Source organism: Streptomyces sp. NPDC002588, assembly GCF_040295925.1.
Classification (GTDB): domain Bacteria; phylum Actinomycetota; class Actinomycetes; order Streptomycetales; family Streptomycetaceae; genus Streptomyces.
The window spans coordinates 34,240-51,617 of record NZ_JBEOWF010000007.1; the positions used below are offsets into that span (position 1 = coordinate 34,240).

14 protein-coding genes are annotated in these 17,378 nt (G+C 72.3%); 11 read left to right on the top strand and 3 right to left on the bottom strand.

Translation table 11 applies throughout. The features are described from left to right. Positions 1-22: 22 nt before the first annotated feature. Positions 23-4,138 (bottom strand): bifunctional nitrate reductase/sulfite reductase flavoprotein subunit alpha, encoded by a 4,116-nt coding sequence (locus ABT057_RS09690; protein ID WP_352341932.1) that lies wholly within the window; start codon positions 4,136-4,138, stop codon positions 23-25. Between the two features lie 315 nt (positions 4,139-4,453). Here ABT057_RS09690 and ABT057_RS09695 point away from each other — a divergent pair, with 315 nt between their 5' ends. From ABT057_RS09695 to ABT057_RS09745, 11 genes are all read left to right on the top strand, one after another. Further along, positions 4,454-6,298 carry a M1 family aminopeptidase gene (locus ABT057_RS09695; RefSeq protein WP_352341933.1) on the top strand — a complete coding sequence of 615 codons (1,845 nt, stop codon included), beginning with the start codon at positions 4,454-4,456 and terminating at the stop codon, positions 6,296-6,298. Between the two features lie 155 nt (positions 6,299-6,453). After that, positions 6,454-8,127 (top strand): FAD-dependent oxidoreductase, encoded by a 1,674-nt coding sequence (locus tag ABT057_RS09700; RefSeq protein WP_352341934.1) that lies wholly within the window; start codon positions 6,454-6,456, stop codon positions 8,125-8,127. Positions 8,128-8,319: 192 nt separating this feature from the next. Then, positions 8,320-8,841, top strand: coding sequence for a hypothetical protein (locus tag ABT057_RS09705; RefSeq protein WP_352341935.1), 522 nt, complete (start codon positions 8,320-8,322; stop codon positions 8,839-8,841). 209 nt (positions 8,842-9,050) lie between these two features. Continuing rightward, entirely contained in the window at positions 9,051-9,776 is a 726-nt protein-coding gene (locus ABT057_RS09710) for a class F sortase (protein ID WP_352341936.1), read from the top strand. A 132-nt stretch (positions 9,777-9,908) separates the two neighbouring features. Continuing rightward, positions 9,909-11,006 (top strand): SchA/CurD-like domain-containing protein, encoded by a 1,098-nt coding sequence (locus ABT057_RS09715; RefSeq protein ID WP_352341937.1) that lies wholly within the window; start codon positions 9,909-9,911, stop codon positions 11,004-11,006. Positions 11,007-11,091: 85 nt separating this feature from the next. Further along, entirely contained in the window at positions 11,092-11,469 is a 378-nt protein-coding gene (locus tag ABT057_RS09720; RefSeq protein ID WP_502973848.1) for a cupin domain-containing protein, read from the top strand. Beyond that, a complete protein-coding gene (locus ABT057_RS09725) occupies positions 11,466-12,740 on the top strand; it encodes a beta-ketoacyl-[acyl-carrier-protein] synthase family protein (protein ID WP_352341939.1) in 1,275 nt (424 codons plus the stop codon). Before ABT057_RS09720 ends, ABT057_RS09725 begins: the two co-directional genes overlap by 4 nt. Further along, complete coding sequence (locus tag ABT057_RS09730) at positions 12,737-13,987, top strand: beta-ketoacyl synthase N-terminal-like domain-containing protein (protein ID WP_352341940.1); 1,251 nt, start codon at positions 12,737-12,739, stop codon at positions 13,985-13,987. The genes ABT057_RS09725 and ABT057_RS09730 overlap by 4 nt, the downstream gene beginning before the upstream one ends. Positions 13,988-14,016: 29 nt before the next feature. Further along, the gene (locus ABT057_RS09735; protein WP_352341941.1) at positions 14,017-14,274 is read left to right on the top strand and encodes an acyl carrier protein; all 258 of its coding nucleotides are present in this window, start codon (positions 14,017-14,019) and stop codon (positions 14,272-14,274) included. A 4-nt stretch (positions 14,275-14,278) separates the two neighbouring features. Then, on the top strand, positions 14,279-14,758 hold the full coding sequence (locus ABT057_RS09740) for an SRPBCC family protein (protein ID WP_352341942.1): 480 nt from the start codon (positions 14,279-14,281) through the stop codon (positions 14,756-14,758). 22 nt (positions 14,759-14,780) lie between these two features. Beyond that, positions 14,781-15,113, top strand: a complete 333-nt coding sequence (locus ABT057_RS09745; protein WP_352341943.1) for a TcmI family type II polyketide cyclase — start codon at positions 14,781-14,783, stop codon at positions 15,111-15,113. A 74-nt stretch (positions 15,114-15,187) separates the two neighbouring features. Here ABT057_RS09745 and ABT057_RS09750 read toward each other — a convergent pair whose 3' ends face one another. After that, positions 15,188-16,234: a methyltransferase gene (locus tag ABT057_RS09750; protein ID WP_352341944.1), complete on the bottom strand. Its 1,047-nt coding sequence runs from the start codon at positions 16,232-16,234 to the stop codon at positions 15,188-15,190. Between the two features lie 57 nt (positions 16,235-16,291). Continuing rightward, complete coding sequence (locus ABT057_RS09755) at positions 16,292-17,356, bottom strand: right-handed parallel beta-helix repeat-containing protein (RefSeq protein WP_352341945.1); 1,065 nt, start codon at positions 17,354-17,356, stop codon at positions 16,292-16,294. Between the last annotated feature and the right edge of the window lie 22 nt (positions 17,357-17,378).

Here is a 17,378-nt window from a genome sequence, read left to right on the forward strand (position 1 = left end):
ACGCCACGATGGCCGAATACCGTCAGTACACGTCCCGCACGTACCGCTTGTCAGCGGCCAGCTGTTTCACATATGCCGCCGCCTCCGTCTCGCCGAGTCCGCCGTGGACGACGGCCACGTCGCGCAGGGCCTGGTCGACGTCCTTGGCCATGCGGGAGGCGTCGCCGCACACGTAGAAGTGGGCGCCGTCCTGGAGCCAGGACCACAGATGGGCGCCGTGCTCGCGCATCCGGTCCTGCACGTACACCTTGGCGCGCTGGTCGCGGGAGAAGGCGGTGTCCAGGCGGTGGAGGGTGCCGTCGGCCCGGAGGGCGGTCAGCTCCTGTTCGTAGTAGAAGTCCGTCGCCCGGCGCTGTTCGCCGAAGAACAGCCAGTTGGGCGCGCGGTGGCCGCGGGCGCGGCGCTCCTCGAGGAAGCCGATGAAGGGTGCCACACCGGTGCCGGGGCCGACCATCACCATCGGGGTGGCGGGGTCGGCGGGCGGGCGGAAGTGCGGGGAGCGCTGGACGTGGACCGGGACCTCGGTGCCGGGTGCGGCGTCGGCGAGGAAGGGCGAGCAGACGCCCTGGCGGGGGCGGCCGGCCAGGTTCTCGTAGCGCACCACGGAGACGGTGAGCGAGACCAGGTGGGGGTCGGTGAGCGGGCTGGAGGATATGGAGTACAGGCGCGGCTGGAGCCTGCCCAGCACCTCGGCCCACTCCTGGGCGCCGGCCCGGATCCCGAACTCGGCGGCCACGTCGACGGCCTGCCGGCCCCACGACCACTTCGCCAGCTCGCCCTTGTTGTCGGGTCGCAGCAGTTTGCGCAGCTCGCGCGGGTCCCGGGTGCGGTCGGCGGTGAAGCGGAGCAGGGCCGGGCCGATGCGGGTGATGTCGAGGTGCCGCAGCAGGGCCTCGCCGACGGCCACCTCGCCGACGCCGGCCACCCGCACCGGCGTGTGCGCGTCCAGGCCGGTGACGTTCAGCCATTCCTCCACCAGCGCCGGGGAGTTGAGCGGCCGTACGCCGAGGGCGTCGCCCGCCTCGTACACCAGGGGGGTGTCGCTGTCGCGGGTGTCGAAGGTGAAGCGGCGCACCTCCTTGCCGGAGCCGGGCAGGCTCAGCAGCCGGTTGCCGGTGAGGCGGGCGGTGACGGGCTCGGGGCGTTTGGGGCGTGCGGGGGCGGTGGTCGCGGATGGGGTGGACGGGGCTTCGGTGACGACGGCGGCCGTGGGGGCCTCGTACTCGGTGGCCTCCTTCAGCGCCGTGAGGACCTGGTCCAGCCAGGCCTCGGCCTGCGGCTCGTAGTCGGGTTCGCAGTCGGTGCGCGGGGCCAGCCGTACGGCGCCGAGCTCGTCCAGGCGGTCGTCCAGGCGACGGCCGTGCCCGCAGAAGTCGTCGTAGGAGGAGTCCCCGAAGGCCAGCACGGCGTAGCGGCGGCCCTGAAGGAGCCCGGTGTCCAGCGCGGCGAGGCCGTCCCAGAAGCCGGCGCCGTTGTCGGGGGCGTCGCCGTCGCCGAAGGTGCTGGTGATCAGCAGCAGGTCGGCGCCCATGGGCAGGGCGGCGGGGTCGGCCTCGTCCATGGCGACGAGGGAGGGCGCGTGGCCGCCCGCAGTGAGGCGCTCGGCGGTGGTGGCGGCGAACTCCTCGGCGTTGCCGGTCTGCGAGGCCCACAGGACGACGACCCGGCGGCCGGGGCTCTCCTGCGGCGCGGGAGCGGGGGCGGCGCCCGTGCGGGAGTACATGCCGGCGAGGGTGCCGTTGACCCACAGGGCGTGTTCGGGGCTGAAGGGGGCGTCCGGCGGCAGGACCGGGACCCCGGGGGCGCCGGCCGGGATGCCGGCGAGGAAGCCGACCAGGTACTGGCGTTCGCGTTCGGTCAGGACCGGCGGCGGGGCGGGGTCGAGGCCGAAGACGGCGGCGGCGGAGGCGGCCGGCCGGACCGTCGTCGGGACGATCACCGGGGCCGGCTCGGGGACGACGGGCGACTGCACGGTCACGGGCGTCGACACCTTCGTCAGCGACACCGCGCACACCTTCAGCTCGGGCTGGAACGACAGCGGGTCGACCGCGTCGCTGGTCACCGCGTTGACGCTGAGGTACTCGCCGAACAGGTCGTTCCAGTGGAACGGCGCGAAGCAGGAGCCGGGCAGCACCCGGTCGGTGACGACGGCGGGCAGCACGGCGCGCCCGCGCCGGGAGGCGACCTCCACGGAGTCGCCGTCGGTGAGGCCGAGCGCGGCCGCGTCCTCGGGGTGGACCTCGACGAACGGGCCGGGGTCGAGCTTGTTGAGCTTGGCGACCCTGGCGGTCTTGGTCAGGGTGTGCCACTGGTGCTGGAGCCGGCCGGTGTTCAGGACGAACGGGTAGTCGTCGTCCGGCAGCTCGGCGGGCGCGAGGTGCGGGCGGGCGTGGAAGACGGCACGGCCGGAAGGGGTGGCGAAGGTGAGGGAGCCGTCGGCGTCGACGTACCGGATGGGGTTGCGGTCCGGGCCGTCGGCGGTGGCGGCCGGCCACTGGACGGGGGTCTCGCGCAGTCGGTCGTACGTCACTCCGCGCAGGTCGTAGCCGGTCTGCGGGTTGTGGAAGCGCTTGATCTCCTCGAAGATCTGCTCGGCGCTGTCGTAGCGGAAGCCGTCCTCGTAGCCCATCGCGCGGGCGACGTCGGCGATGAGCCGCCAGTCGGCGGTGGCCTCGCCGGGCGGGTCGACGGCCGCGCGGGCGAGGGTCAGGTTGCGTTCGCTGTTGATGAGGACGCCCTCGGTCTCGGTCCACAGGGCGGCGGGCAGGACGACGTCCGCGTAGGCGTTGGTCTCGGTGTCGGCGAAGACGTCCTGGGCGACGACGAACTCGGCGGCCTCCAGGCCCTCGATGACGGTCCGGCGGTTGGCGACCGAGGCGACGGGGTTGGTGCAGATGATCCAGCAGGCCTTGATGTCGCCGTCGGCCATCTTCCGGAACATCTCGACGGTGCCCTTGCCGACGCCGTCGGCGCGGATCGTGCCGGGCTCCAGCCCCCACACCTCCTCGGCGAAGGCGCGGTCGGCATCCACCAGGACGGACCGCTGGCCCGGCAGCCCGGGGCCCATGTAGCCCATCTCGCGGCCGCCCATCGCGTTGGGCTGGCCGGTGAGGGAGAAGGGGCCGCTGCCAGGGCGGCAGATCTTGCCGGTCGCGAGATGCAGGTTGACCAGGGCGTTGGTGTTCCAGGTGCCGTGCGTGGACTGGTTCAGGCCCATCGTCCAGCAGCTGGTGAACTCGCCCGCCTCGCCGATCAGCCGGGCCGCCTCGCGCAGGTCGTCCTCGGGGATGCCGGTGAGCTCGGCGACGGTGGCGGGCGGGTAGCCGGCGAGGAACTCCGGCATCGCCTCCCAGCCCTCGGTGTACGCGGCGACGAACTCGGGGTCGGTGTGGCCGTATGCGTGCAGGAGGTGCAGCAGCCCGTTGAGGAGGGCGAGGTCCGTACCCGGTTTGACCTGCAGGAACAGATCGGCCTTGGCGGCTGTGGCGGTGCGGCGCGGGTCGGCGACGATCAGTTTGGCGCCCGCCTTGACCCGGTCCATCATGCGCAGGAAGAGGATGGGGTGGCAGTCGGCCATGTTGGAGCCGATGACGAGGAAGACGTCCGCCTTGTCGAGGTCCTCGTACGAGCCGGGCGGGCCGTCGGCGCCCAGGGAGAGCTTGTAGCCGGTGCCGGCGCTGGCCATGCACAGCCGGGAGTTCGACTCGATCTGGTTGGAGCGCAGATAGCCCTTGGTGAGCTTGTTGGCGAGGTACTGCGCCTCCAGGCTCATCTGGCCGGAGACGTAGAGGGCGACGGCGTCGGGGCCGTGCTCGTCGACGATCGCCCGCAGCCGGCGTGCGGTCTCGGCGACGGCCGTGTCCACGGGGGCCGGCTCGGGCTCCTCGCCGCGCTCGGCGCGGACGAGGGCGGTGGTGAGGCGGCCGGGGGCGGCGAGCAGGTCGGCGGTGGTGGCGCCCTTGGTGCACAGCCGGCCGCGGTTCGCGGGGTGCTCCTTGTCACCGGACGCCTTCAGCACGCCGCGGCGTCCGTCGGGGCCGCGGCCGATGTCGAGGACCATGCCGCAGCCGACACCGCAGTACGAGCAGACCGTGCGCACCTTCGTAGCGCTGTCGGTCCGCGGGTCCGGCACGGCCACGGGCGCCCCTTTCGTCCTGCCGCCTTCTGCTGAACGGCCCTGGTGAGGGCCTTGTCGACGGTACGAAGTGTGCATTACGCAGGTGTCTCCCTGATGGGGCGCCGGGAGTTAAGGGTGGCGCACAGCAGGGGCGGAGCGGCTGTGAGCGGGGCTCTGGGGGGTGTGAGATTCGTCGGCTTGGCCGGCGGAGCGGCCGCCCGCTGCGAGATTCCTTTGCCCTGTTGTTATGGCATGGACTTGTCAAATCTGTCAGGCTTCCCCCACCCGTCGCTCACCGCTGCTCTCCCTTCGGCACAACCCCACAAGGAGCCCCGAGTGAGACCCACCCCCCGCAAGGCCTTCGCCGCGAGTGCCCTGGCCCTCGCCGCGACGGCCGCCCTCGTCCTGTCCGCGCCCCCGTCGACGGCCGCACCGGAAGCCGCCTGCACCCCGGCCCAGGTGGTCGCGGCCGGCGACTTCGAAAGCGGTGCCACCGCCTGGACCCAGTCGTCCACGAGCGTGATCACCGACCGCACCGGCCAGAGCGCCCACGGCGGCACCCACTACGCCTGGCTGGACGGCACCGGCGGCACGCACACCGACACGCTCTCCCAGAGCGTCACCGTCCCGTCCGGCTGCGCGAGCGCCACCCTCACCTTCTGGCTGCACATCGACACCGCCGAGACGACGTCCTCCACGGCGTACGACAAGCTCACGGCCAAGATCGGCTCGACGACCCTCGCGACGTACTCGAACCTCGACAAGAACACCGGGTACGTCCAGAAGTCGATCGACGTGTCGGCGTTCGCCGGCCAGACCGTCACCCTCGCCTTCACCGGCACCGAGGACTCCAGCCTCCAGTCCAGCTTCGTCCTCGACGACATCGCCCTGAACACGGCGGACAGCACCACCCCGCCCGCCGACTCGACCCGGACGCCGGTCTCGCCGTCGTACACCGTCAGCCTCAGCAGCAACACCGCCGGCACGGTCTGGACCGGGCACGAGAGCGCGACCTTCACCAACGCCTCCGCGACCCCGCTGAGCGAGGTGTACCTGCGGCTGTGGGACAACTACCACGGCACCTGCTCGGCGATGCCGGTCACGGTCACCAACGTCACCGGCGGCACCGCGGGCTCCCTCTCGGTGAGCTGCACCGCCCTGCCGATCACCCTGTCCGCTCCCCTCGCCCAGGGACAGAGCGCCACCGTCGGCTTCGACCTCGGCATCACCGTGCCCAGCGGCGCCGACCGGTTCGGGTACGACGGGTCGTTCAGCTTCGTCGGCAACGCGCTGCCCGTGCTCGCGGTCAAGGACGGGGCGGGCTGGCACCTGGACCCGTACACGAACAACGGCGAGTCCTTCTACTCGCTGGCCGCCGACTTCAAGGTGACCCTCGACCACCCGACGACCCTGCTGGTCCCGGCCACCGGCACCTCGGTCGACACCGCCGGCACCAGCGGCCGTACGATCACCACCGCCACGGCGTCCAAGGTCCGTGACTTCGCCTGGGCTGCGGGGCCGTTCACCAAGATCTCCGGCACCTCCACCGCCGGGGTCCCGGTGAACGTCTACTCCGTCTCGGGCATCAGCTCGAGCAGCGCGAACTCGATGCTCACCACCGCGAAGACCGCCGTCGACGCGCACGCGGCACGCTTCGGCGCCTACCCGTACGGCGAGCTGGACGCGGTCATCGACAACAACTTCTGGTTCGGCGGAATGGAGTACCCGGGATTCGTCCTCGACCTGGTCAGCACCACCGCGCTCACCCATGAGATCGGCCACCAGTGGTGGTACGGCATCGTCGGCGACGACGAGTACAACAGCCCCTGGCTGGACGAGTCGTTCACCGACTACTCCACCGACCTGGCCCTGGGCAGCACCGGCACCAACTGCTGGAACAGCGTCTCGTGGGCCTCGGCGGCCGAGAAGATCACCAACTCGATGGCCTACTGGGACGCCCACTCCTCCCGGTACGGCACCGTCGTCTACACCTACGGCAAGTGCGCCCTGCACGACCTGCGCCGCCTCATCGGCGACACCGCGATGGCCAAGCTCCTGAAGGACTACGCCACCGCGCACTGGTACGGCGTCTCGACCACCGCCGAGTTCAAGGCGGCCGCGCAGGCCGCCACGACCACGGACCTGACGTCGTTCTGGACCACGCACCGCATCGAGGGCTGAGCAGGCGATGCTCCTCACGGGTGGCGCCGGCCGGCGCCACCCGTTCACCTGCGCAGGCGTCACCACCCCTGTCAGCTCGGTGAATCGCCTGGGTCAAGCGGGTGAAGCGGGTACCCGCCGGGGCACGGTCCGCCGTGCGGGGCAATGCATGGGGAATGACGAACGAAAGCGCCGGCCGAACCGGCGAGAGTGTCCACGAGATCCCTGTCCTCGTCGTCGGCGGTTCCCTGGTGGGGCTGTCGACCTCGCTCTTCCTGGGCCGGCTCGGGGTACGGCACACCCTGGTGGAACGCCACACCGGCACCTCCATCCACCCCCGTGGCCGCGGCAACAACGTCCGCACCATGGAACTGTTCCGGGTGGCCGGCGTCGAGGAGGCGATCCACCGGGCCGCCGAGACACTGGCCGACAACCACGGCATCCTGCAGACGCCCACCCTGGTCGGCGACGCCGGCGAGTGGCTGTTCAAGAACATCGACCCGGGGGGCGGGCTGGCCCGGTTCAGCCCGAGCGCCTGGTGCCTGTGCAGCCAGAACGACCTGGAGCCGGTCCTGCTCGACCATGCGGAGCGGCTCGGCGGCGATCTGCGCTTCGGCACCGAACTCCTCTCGTTCGACACCGACGCCGACGGGGTCACCGCACTGGTCAAGAGCCGTGAGACGGGCGAGCACACCACCTTCCGCGCCCAGTACCTCGTCGCCGCGGACGGGCCGCGCAGCCCCGTGCGGGAGGCGCTCGGCATCGGGCAGAGCGGGCCCGGAGACCTCTTCCACAACGTCAGCATGACGTTCCGTTCGCGCGGCCTCGCCGAGGTGGTGGGCGAGCGCCGCTTCATCGTCTGCTACCTGACCCGGCCGGACGCCGACGGCGCGCTGCTGCCGGTGGACAACCGCGAGCACTGGGTCTTCCACGCCCCCTGGCACCCCGAACAGGGCGAGACGATGGAGGACTTCACCGACGAGCGGTGCGTCGAGCACATCCGGCGGGCGGTCGGGGTCGCCGACCTGGACGTGGAGATCACCGGCAAGGCGCCCTGGCACGCCGCCCAGCGCGTCACCCGGGCCTACCGGTCCGGGCGCGTCCTGCTGGCCGGGGACTCCGCGCACGAGATGTCCCCCACCGGCGCCTTCGGCTCCAACACCGGCATCCAGGACGCCCACAACCTCGCCTGGAAGCTGGCGGCGGTGCTCGGCGGCTGGGCGGGCGACGGACTGCTGGACACCTACGACGCCGAGCGCCGCCCGGTGGCCGAGGCCACCAGCGCCCGTGCGGCCGCCCGGTCGGCCGAGCACAGCCACCCCGGTTTCGCGCCCCCGCCGGGCGCCGGCGGCGGCGGACCCCAGCGCGGCATCCTCAACGTGGCCCTCGGCTACCGCTACCCGCGGGGCGCGGTCGTCGGCGCCGACCCCGAGACCCCCGTCGTCCCGGAGCAGCTCTCCCTGACCGGCGAGCCCGGCAGCCGGGCACCCCACATGTGGGTGCGGCGGCAGGGCGAGCGGATCTCCACCCTCGACCTGTACGAGCGGTCGCCGGTCCTGCTCAGCGACGCCGGGACGGACGCCGGCTGGCACGAGGCCGCGCTGCGGCTCGCCGGCCGGCTGACGGTGCCGCTCGTCCCCTACCGGGTGGGCGCCGGGCCCGATGCCGAGCTGACGCCCGAGGGCGGGGCGGACTGGCGGGAGTGCCACGGCGTCGCACCGGGGGGCGCGGTACTCGTCCGGCCCGACGGCTTCGTCGCCTGGCGTGCCGAGGGGCCGGACGCGGACCCCGAGTCGACGCTGCGTCAGGCGCTCGCCGCCGTACTGTCCTTGCCCCGGACCAGCCCCTGACCATCACCGAGCGCGACCCGTCGGCCGGCAGCCCCCGCGCTGCCGGCCGACTCGTTTGCCGGGTCCCTTCACCCGCGTGAGCGCCCCGAGTGGTGGCAGCGCCCGAGGTGACTGACGGTGGATCACGTCAGGGCCGGGTCATTCCAGCTGACGAAACGACAGCTGCCCGGCCGTGTCGGAAGGAACCCGAATATGCGTTCTGCTCGCATCATCCTGGCAACGGCGGCCGCCTCGGCCGTCCTCGCCGTCACCGCTCCCGCGTACGCGGCCGACGGTGACTGGGAGAAGGGCGACTCCTCCTACAGCAAGGAGGAGTCGTCGTCGTACGACAAGGCGAACTCCGGCTGGAGCAAGGAGGACGGTGGCAAGGAGCACAAGCCCCACGGCGGCGTCCACGCCGGTGGCGGCGCGCTGACCGCCGTGAACGACGGTCACGACAAGGGCAAGGACTCCTGGAGCAAGGAGGACGGGGCCAAGGAGGACAGCGCGAAGGAGGAGGACTCCTCCTGGAGCAAGGAGGAGGACTCGTCCTGGTCCAAGGAGGACAGCGGATCCTGGAGCGGCGGCAAGGACAAGCCCAGCGGCGGGGTGCACACCGGCGGCGGCGCGCTGGCCGCGCCTGCCGTGACCGCGGGCGGTCTGGCAGTCCTGGCGGTGGCCGGAGCGGGCCTGTACACCGCGCGCCGTAAGAAGTCGGCGCACGGTCTGGCCTGATCCGTGCCGGACGCGATAGAGCCGCGGCCGCCACCGGTGCATCGCGTGGCGGCCGCCGGTCCGACCCGCGCCGGCCGTTTCCGGGACCGGACCGTCGACCCGTTCCCCCCGCCCCCCCGGCCCTCCAGTGCCGTCACCCCTCCCCGTAACCCCGCCCCACCCCCTGTCCTGGCCGCATCCCCGCAGTGCCCCAGCCGAGGTGTTCTTCGATGGCAGTCCCCCCTTCCTCTCCCCTCCTCGACGGCCCGGAGCCGGCCGGTCAGGGGTCCCGTTCGTCGCTGACCGTGCTGTGCGCCACGGCGCTGCTGATCTTCGCGGTGAGCCTGGTCGGCGGAAACGACCCGTCGTCGTCCGGCTCGTCCCGCCCGCCGCAGGCGCGGCAGGCGCCGCAGGCACCCGGGGCCGTCGAGTCCGCCGACTCCTCCGGCGCCCCGCGCTCCGCCGTCCCCGCCGCGCGCGGCGGACAGCCCCTGGGCCCGCATCTGCCGCGGTCGACACCCGTGCGGCTGCGCATCCCCAGGATCTCGGTGGACGCACCCTTCACCCCGCTCGCCACCGACGCGAAGGGCCGGCTCGAGGCCCCGCCCGCCGCCGACACCAACCTCGTCGGCTGGCACGCCAAGGGCCCCACCCCCGGCGAGACCGGCACCTCGGTCATCGCCGGGCACGTCGACACGAAGACCTCCGCCGCCGTCTTCGCCGGGCTGAGCGCACTCCGGAAGGGCGACGTCTTCGACGTCCTGCGGACCGACCACCGCACCGCGCACTTCGAGGTCGACAGCGTGGAGACCTTCGCCAAGAACGACTTCCCCAGCCGGCGGGTCTACGGCGACACGCCCCGGGCCGAGGCCCGCCTCATCACCTGCGCCGGTGCGTACGACCGCTCGGTGCGGGACTACACGGACAACCTGGTGGTCTTCGCCCATCTCAGGTGAGCCTCCGTCACCCCCAGGGGGCCGGCCGGTCACCCACGTAGTCCATCCGAATCGCGCGCCCGTGGGGACCGGCCCAGGATCGAGTCACGTCCGCCTCGCAGCGCTCACCCGCCTCCGAAGGAGATGTGCCGCATGACCACCACCTCCGCTCCCGCCTCCGCCCCGCTGACCCGCCAGGTGTCGCAGCGGGTCTCCCAGTCCGTGTTCGACGGCTCCCGGCTCCGGGTCGTGCTGCTGGTGGACGTCTACGACGGCGCCCAGCAGCAGTTCCTGGAGGCGTACGAGCAGCTCTGCAACCAGGTCGCCTCCGTCCCCGGGCACGTCAGCGACCAGCTGTGCCAGTCGATCGAGAACCCCTCCCAGTGGCTGATCACCAGCGAGTGGGAGAGCGCCCCGCCGTTCCTCACCTGGGTGAACAGCGAGGAACACGTGCAGATGGTGAAGCCGCTGCACAACTGCGTGCGCGACACCCGCTCGCTGCGCTTCCACGTCGTACGGGAGACCGGTGGCCCGGCGTCGGCCGCCGACCGCACCCTGCAGTCCGCGCCCCGCATGGGCGACGGGGTGATCCGGCACGCGCTCACGTTCACCGTCAAGCCGGGCAGCGAGGAGACCGTCGCGAGCATCCTCTCCGACTACGCCTCCCCCGACCCGAAGGTCGACGACACCACCCGGCTCTGCCGCACGTCCCTGTTCATGCACGGCAACCGGGTGGTCCGCGCGATCGAGGTGCGCGGCGACCTGCTCGCGGCGCTGCGCCATGTCGCCCGGCAGCCCGAGGTGCGGGCCGTCGAGGACGCCATCAACCCGTACCTGGAGCAGGACCGGGACCTCGACGACCCCGACTCCGCCCGGGTCTTCTTCACCCGGGCGGCGCTGCCCGCCGTCCACCACGTCACGGCGGACCAGGACGACCCGAAGGCGGAGCGGCTCGCGCTGTACTACCCGGCCCGGGCCGGCCGCGGCCTGGAGCTGGCCCAGCTGCTGGCCCGGCAGGACGAGACGGCCGCGGACGACCCGAACGGCCCGGTGGTGCGCAGCACGATCTTCCAGCGCGACGACGTCGTGGTGCGGCTGGTCGACGTGCGCGGCGGCCACGGCGCCGACGACCCCGCGCTCGCGCCGAAGGCCGCCGAGCTGAAGAAGCTGCTGGACACCGCGGCCGCGAAGGGCTCCGCCGGGCCCGCCCGGATGGCCCTCGTCACCGACCGCCGTTCACCCGAGGCCTGAACCCGTCAGTCCTCTTCGGCCCGTCCGGCCTGTCCGCACTGCACACGATCGGAGCAACGTCGTGAACCATTCCCGTCCCAGAGTCGTGGATCTCAGCGAGGTCGAGCCCAACACCCGGCGCGGCGGTGACCTGCGCGCCATGCTCACCCCGGCCACGGTCGGCTCCACCAGCGGTTTCATGGGCGTGGCCCTGATCCAGCCCGGTGACCGCATCGGCGAGCACTACCACCCGTACTCCGAGGAGTTCGTGTACGTCCTCTGCGGGCGGCTCGAGGTGGACCTCGACGGCGAGCCCGTGCCGCTGCAGCCGGAGCAGGGGCTGCTGATCCCCATGCACATGCGCCACCGCTTCCGCAACGTGGGGAAGGTGGAGGCGCGGATCGTCTTCCACCTCGGTCCGCTGGCCCCGAGCCCGCCGCTGGGACACGTGGACACAGAGGAGACCGCCGAGGTGGTCTCGTGACCAGGCGGGTGGCGGTCACCGGCATAGGCGTGGTCGCCCCGGGCGGCATCGGTGCGCCGGCCTTCTGGGACCTGCTCTCGAACGGGCGGACCGCGACGCGGGGCATCACCTTCTTCGACCCGGCCGGCCTGAGGTCGCGGATCGCCGCGGAGTGCGACTTCGACCCGGCCGCGCACGGCCTGGACGCGGAGCAGATCGCCCGGAGCGACCGGTACATACAGTTCGCGCTGGTCGCCGGGGCGGAGGCGGTGAAGGACGCGGGTCTCGACCTCGCCCGGGAGAACCCCTGGCGGGTCGGGGTGTCGCTGGGCACCGCGGTGGGCGGCACCACCCGCCTGGAGCACGACTACGTCCTGGTCAGCCACCGCGGGCAGCGCTGGGACGTCGACCACCGCGAGGCGGACGCCCATCTGCACCGGGCGTTCACGCCGGCCACGCTGGCCGCCACGGTGGCCGAGCGGTTCGAGGCGCGCGGCCCGGTGCAGACGGTCTCCACCGGCTGCACCTCGGGGCTCGACGCCGTCGGGTACGCCTTCCACACGATCGAGGAGGGCCGGGCCGACGTCTGCATAGCGGGTGCGTCGGACTCGCCGATCTCCCCGATCACCATGGCGTGCTTCGACGCGATCAAGGCCACCTCGCCGAACAACGACGACCCCGAGCACGCCTCTCGCCCCTTCGACGCCGAGCGCAACGGGTTCGTCATGGGCGAGGGCGGCGCCGTCCTGGTGCTGGAGGAGCTGGAGCACGCCAAGGCCCGCGGCGCGCACGTGTACTGCGAGCTGAGCGGCTACGCCACCTTCGGCAACGCCTACCACATGACGGGCCTGACCAAGGAGGGCCTGGAGATGGCGCGGGCCATCGAGTCCGCCCTCGACCACGCCCGCCTCGACCCCACCGCGATCGACTACGTCAACGCGCACGGGTCGGGCACCCAGCAGAACGACCGTCATGAGACGGCCGCGGTGAAACGGGCCCTGGGCGAGCACGCCCACGCCACTCCGATGAGCTCCATCAAGTCCATGGTGGGTCACTCGCTGGGCGCGATCGGCGCGATCGAGGTCGTCGCCTGCGTCCTGGCCCTGGCCCACCAGGTGGTACCGCCCACCGCGAACTACGAGACCCCCGATCCCGAGTGCGACCTGGACTACGTGCCGCGGGTCGCGCGCGAACGGACGCTGCACAGTGTGCTCTCCGTGGGCAGCGGGTTCGGCGGGTTCCAGTCCGCGGTGGTCCTGACCCGGCCGAGGGAGAGGGAGAGGACACGATGAGCGAACCGCATCCACGGCGTGCCGCCGTCACCGGAATCGGTGTCGTGGCGCCCAACGGAACCAGCACCCGGGCCTTCTGGAAGGCCACCCAGGAAGGCATCAGCGTCCTCGACCGGGTGACCCGCGACGGGTGCGAGCACCTGCCGCTGCGGGTGGCCGGCGAGGTCCGGGACTTCGACCCGGCGGCCGCCGTGGAGGAGCGCTTCCTCGTCCAGACGGACCGGTTCACCCACTTCGCGATGGCCGCGGCGGATCTCGCGCTGGACGACGCCCGGCTCGGCCGGGCCGACACGGTCGACGCGCCGTACTCGGTGGGCGTGGTCACCGCGGCCGGTTCCGGCGGCGGCGAGTTCGGCCAGCGGGAGCTGCAGCAGCTGTGGGGGAAGGGCAGCCGGTTCGTGGGGCCGTACCAGTCGATCGCCTGGTTCTACGCCGCGAGCACCGGCCAGATCTCCATCCGCCGTGGCTTCAAGGGGCCCTGTTCGGTCGTCGCCGCCGACGAGGCGGGCGGTCTGGACGCCCTCGCGCACGCGGCGCGGGCGGTGCGGCGCGGCACCGATGTGGTGGTGACCGGGTCGACCGAGGCGCCGCTCGCCCCGTACTCGGTGGTCTGCCAGCTGGGCTACGACGCGCTGAGCACCGTCGAGGACCCGTCGCGTGCCTACCGTCCGTTCACCGACGCCGCCTGCGGGTTCGTGCCCGCGGAGGGCGGTGCGATGTTCGTGGTGGAGGCGGAGTGCTCGGCCCGGGAGCGGGGCGCGCGGGTGCAGGCCACCCTCGAGGGCCATGCGGCCACGTTCACCGGGGCGTCCCGCTGGGCGGACTCCCGGGAGGGGCTCGCGCAGGCGATCCGGGGCGCGCTCGCGGAGGCGCGCTGCGCGCCGGAGGAGATCGACGTGGTCTTCGCCGACGCCCTCGGAGTGCCGGAGGCGGACCGGGCCGAGGCCCTCGCCCTCGCCGACGCGCTCGGCGCGCACGGCAGGAAGGTGCCGGTCACCGCGCCGAAGACCGGTATCGGCCGGGCCTACGGCGGGGCGCCGGTGCTGGACGCCGCGGCCGCCGTCCTGACGATGGAGCACGGCCTGATCCCGCCCACCCCCCACGTGTTCGACATCTGCCATGACCTCGATCTGGTGACCGGCCGTGCCCGTACCGCCGAGGTGCGCACGGCGCTGGTCCTCAGCCGGGGCCTCATGGGGTCGAACTCGGCGCTGGTGCTGCGGCACGGCGCCGCCAATGCCTCGTAGCGGGGCACACCACAGAGGAGAGGTACCGCATGAGTGACCGCATCACCGTGGAAGAGCTGGCCGGGCTGATGAAGAAGGCCGCCGGGATCACCGTCGCGCCGGAACTGCTGAAGGAGCACGCCGACGGCGAGTTCGGCGACCTCGGCATCGACTCGCTCGGCATGCTGGGCATCGTGGGCGAGCTGGAGAACCGGTTCGGTACGGCGCTGGACGTGGACCTGGAGCGCTGCCGCACACCGCGGGAGTTCCTCGACCAGGTGAACAGCGCGCTGCCGGCGGGGGCGTGACGCCATGACCGGACACACGCAGAACGAGATCACCATCGCCGCCCCGCTGGACCTGGTCTGGGACATGACCAACGACCTGGAGAGGTGGCCGCGGCTCTTCACCGAGTACGCCTCGGTGGAGGTCCTCTCCCGGGAGGGAAACCGGACGACCTTCCGGCTGACCATGCACCCGGACGAGAACGGCAAGGTGTGGAGCTGGGTCTCCGAGCGCGAGCCGGACCGCGACACGCTGAGCGTGCGGGCCCGCCGGGTGGAGACGGGGCCGTTCGCCCACATGGACATCCACTGGCGGTACGAGGAGGTGCCGGCCGGAGTGCGGATGATCTGGACGCAGGACTTCGCGATGAAGCCGGACGCGCCGGTCGACGACGAGTGGATGACCGACAACATCAACCGGAACTCCAAGGTCCAGATGGCCCTGATCCGGGACCGCATCGAGAAGGCCGCCGCCGAGCGGGGCACCACTCGCGGCCTGACCGACTGAGCCGGACGGAGGACACTCCCCCATGCACCAAGCCCTGATCGTCGCCCGGATGGCCCCGGGGTCCGCCCCGGACATCGCCAAGGTGTTCGAGGAGTCCGACCGGGGGGAGCTGCCGCACCTGGTCGGTGTCGTGCGGCGCAGCCTCTTCGAGTTCGGCGACGTGTACATGCATCTGATCGAGTCCGAGCGCGAGCCGGGACCGGCCATCGCCAAGGTGACGGGTCATCCGGAGTTCCGGGACGTCAGCGAGCGCCTGTCGGCGTACGTCAGCGCCTACGACCCCGCGACCTGGCGCTCCCCCAAGGACGCCATGGCGCGGCGCTTCTACCTCTGGGAGCGCGACCCGGCCGGCTGAGCCCGCCGGGGTCACCGGCCGCCGGGCCCGCGACGCTGCGGGCCCGGCGACCGGTGGTTTCGGGGACCGCCGCGTCACTCCGGGACGTGGCAGTCGAAGGCGTGCAGATAGGGGTTGACCGGCCGGATGTCGTCGATGACCAGGCCGGCGTCGGTGATCCGGCTCACCATGCTCTCGGTGGTGTGCTTGGCGCCGCCCACGTTGAGGAGCAACAGCAGGTCCATCGCGGTGCTGAAGCGCATCGACGGGGTGTCGTCGACGAGGTTCTCGATGACGACGACCCGGGTGCCGGGGCCGCCCGCGCCGATGACGTTGGCCAGGGTGCGGGCCGTGCTCGCGTCGTCCCACTCCAGGATGTTCTTGATGATGTAGACGTCGGCGCTGACGCGTACGGCCGCGCGGACGTCGCCGGGCACGATCCGGGCGCGGTGCGCGAGGTCGCCGCCGTCGCGCAGCCGGGGCAGGGCGTGGTCGACCACGCGGGGCAGGTCGAGCAGGCTGCCCCGCATCGCCGGGTACTTGTCGAGCAGGCTCGCCACGACGTGCCCCTGGCCGCCGCCGATGTCGGCGACGGACGTGCAGCCCGACAGGTCGAGCAGGGCGGCGACCTCCCGGGCCGACTGCTCGCTGGAGGTGGTCATGGCACGGTTGAAGATCTCGGCGGACTCGGGGGCGTCCTCGTTGAGATAGGTGAAGAACTCCTTGCCGTACAGGTTCTGGACGACGTTGCCGCCGGTGCGCACCGCCTCGTCGAGCCTCGGCCAGGCGTCCCAGGTCCACGGCTCGGTGCACCACAGGGCGATGTTGCGCAGGCTGTGCGGGTCGTCCTCGCGCAGCAGCCGGGACATCTCGGTGTGGGCGAAGGTGCCGTCGGGGCGTTCGGTGAAGACGCCGTAGCAGGTCAGGGTCCGCAGCAGCCGGCGCAGCGGGCCCGTCGCGCAGTGCGCATCGGCGGCGAGGCTCTCCACCGTCCGGGGGGCGTCCCCGAGGATGTCGGCGACGCCGAGCCGGGCGGCGGCGCGCAGTGCGGCGGCGCAGGCCGCACCGAACACGAGCTCCCGCAGCCGCATGGACGGCGGTGGGGCGGTCTCAGCGGTCACGGCGGTTTCAGCGGTCGTCATGTCCGCCTTCCTTCCTTGGTGGAGTGGGTGCGGCCGTGGAGGGGTGGGTGCGGCCGGTCAGCACAGGCCCGCGGGCCGGGACAGCCGGCAGGAGTTGCCCTCGAAGGTGTTGCCCTGGCCGGTGTCGGCGTTGACCAGGTCGGCCGGGGAGTTGCCGCTCAGCACGTTGCCGCTGATCCGGTTCCGCTCGCTGGTGGTGCCCACGAAGCTCTTGAACAGGACGATGCCGCCGGAGAGCGGGGAGCTGCCCGCGTTGTCCGTGATCACGTTCCGGGTGATCAGGCTGTCCTCGGCGCCGGTGAGGACGATCCCGGAGCCCTGGAGGGCGTCGAGTCGCGGGGTCTTCGGGCAGGACTTGTTGTTGCGCTCGATGCGGTTGTCGCGCACGGTGACAAGTCCGGCCTTCGGCTTGTTCTCGTCGCCGACGACGAAGACGGCCGCGCAGTTGCCGGTCATCCGGTTGCGGGCGACGGTGAGGTCGCGCAGCCGGCGGACGGTGACGCCGATCCGGTTGCCCTCCATGCGGTTGCCCTGGACCACGGTGCCCTGTGTGTCGGTCGCACCCTGCTCCTCCTTGACCGAGTTGGCGAGGAAGAGACCCGCGTCGCCGTTGTCCCGCGCGGTGTTGCTGCGGAACGCGGTGCGCACCGAGCCCTCGGCGGCGATGCCCCAGACCCCGTTCTTCTCCGCTGTCACCCTCCGCACGGTCAGCCCGTCGGTGGCACTCGCGTAGACGCCGTTCTTCGTGAACCCGGAGACGGTGAGGGAGGTGACGGTGACGCCCTGGACCTTGCGGTCCTTCGTCCCGGTCACACAGATGCCGTTGCCGTCCGCGGCGCAGGTGCCGGCCGCCCTGGTCGCCGCGGGGGCCGGCTGGAGCACGGTGCGGGGTCCGGCGCCGCGCAGGGTCACCCGGTCGGTGCCGATGGTGACGCTCTCGCGGTAGGTCCCGGGGGCGACGAAAACGGTGTCGCCCGGTACGGCGGCGTCGACCGCCTTCTGGATCGACTCCCCCGGCCGGACCACATGGGCCGTCCGGGCGGCGGCCGACGGGGCGGCACCGAGCGACGTCCCGACGATCGCGGCGGTGCACGCCAGATACAGAACATGGCATTTCGTCATATTCAGACAATATGTCGGGATT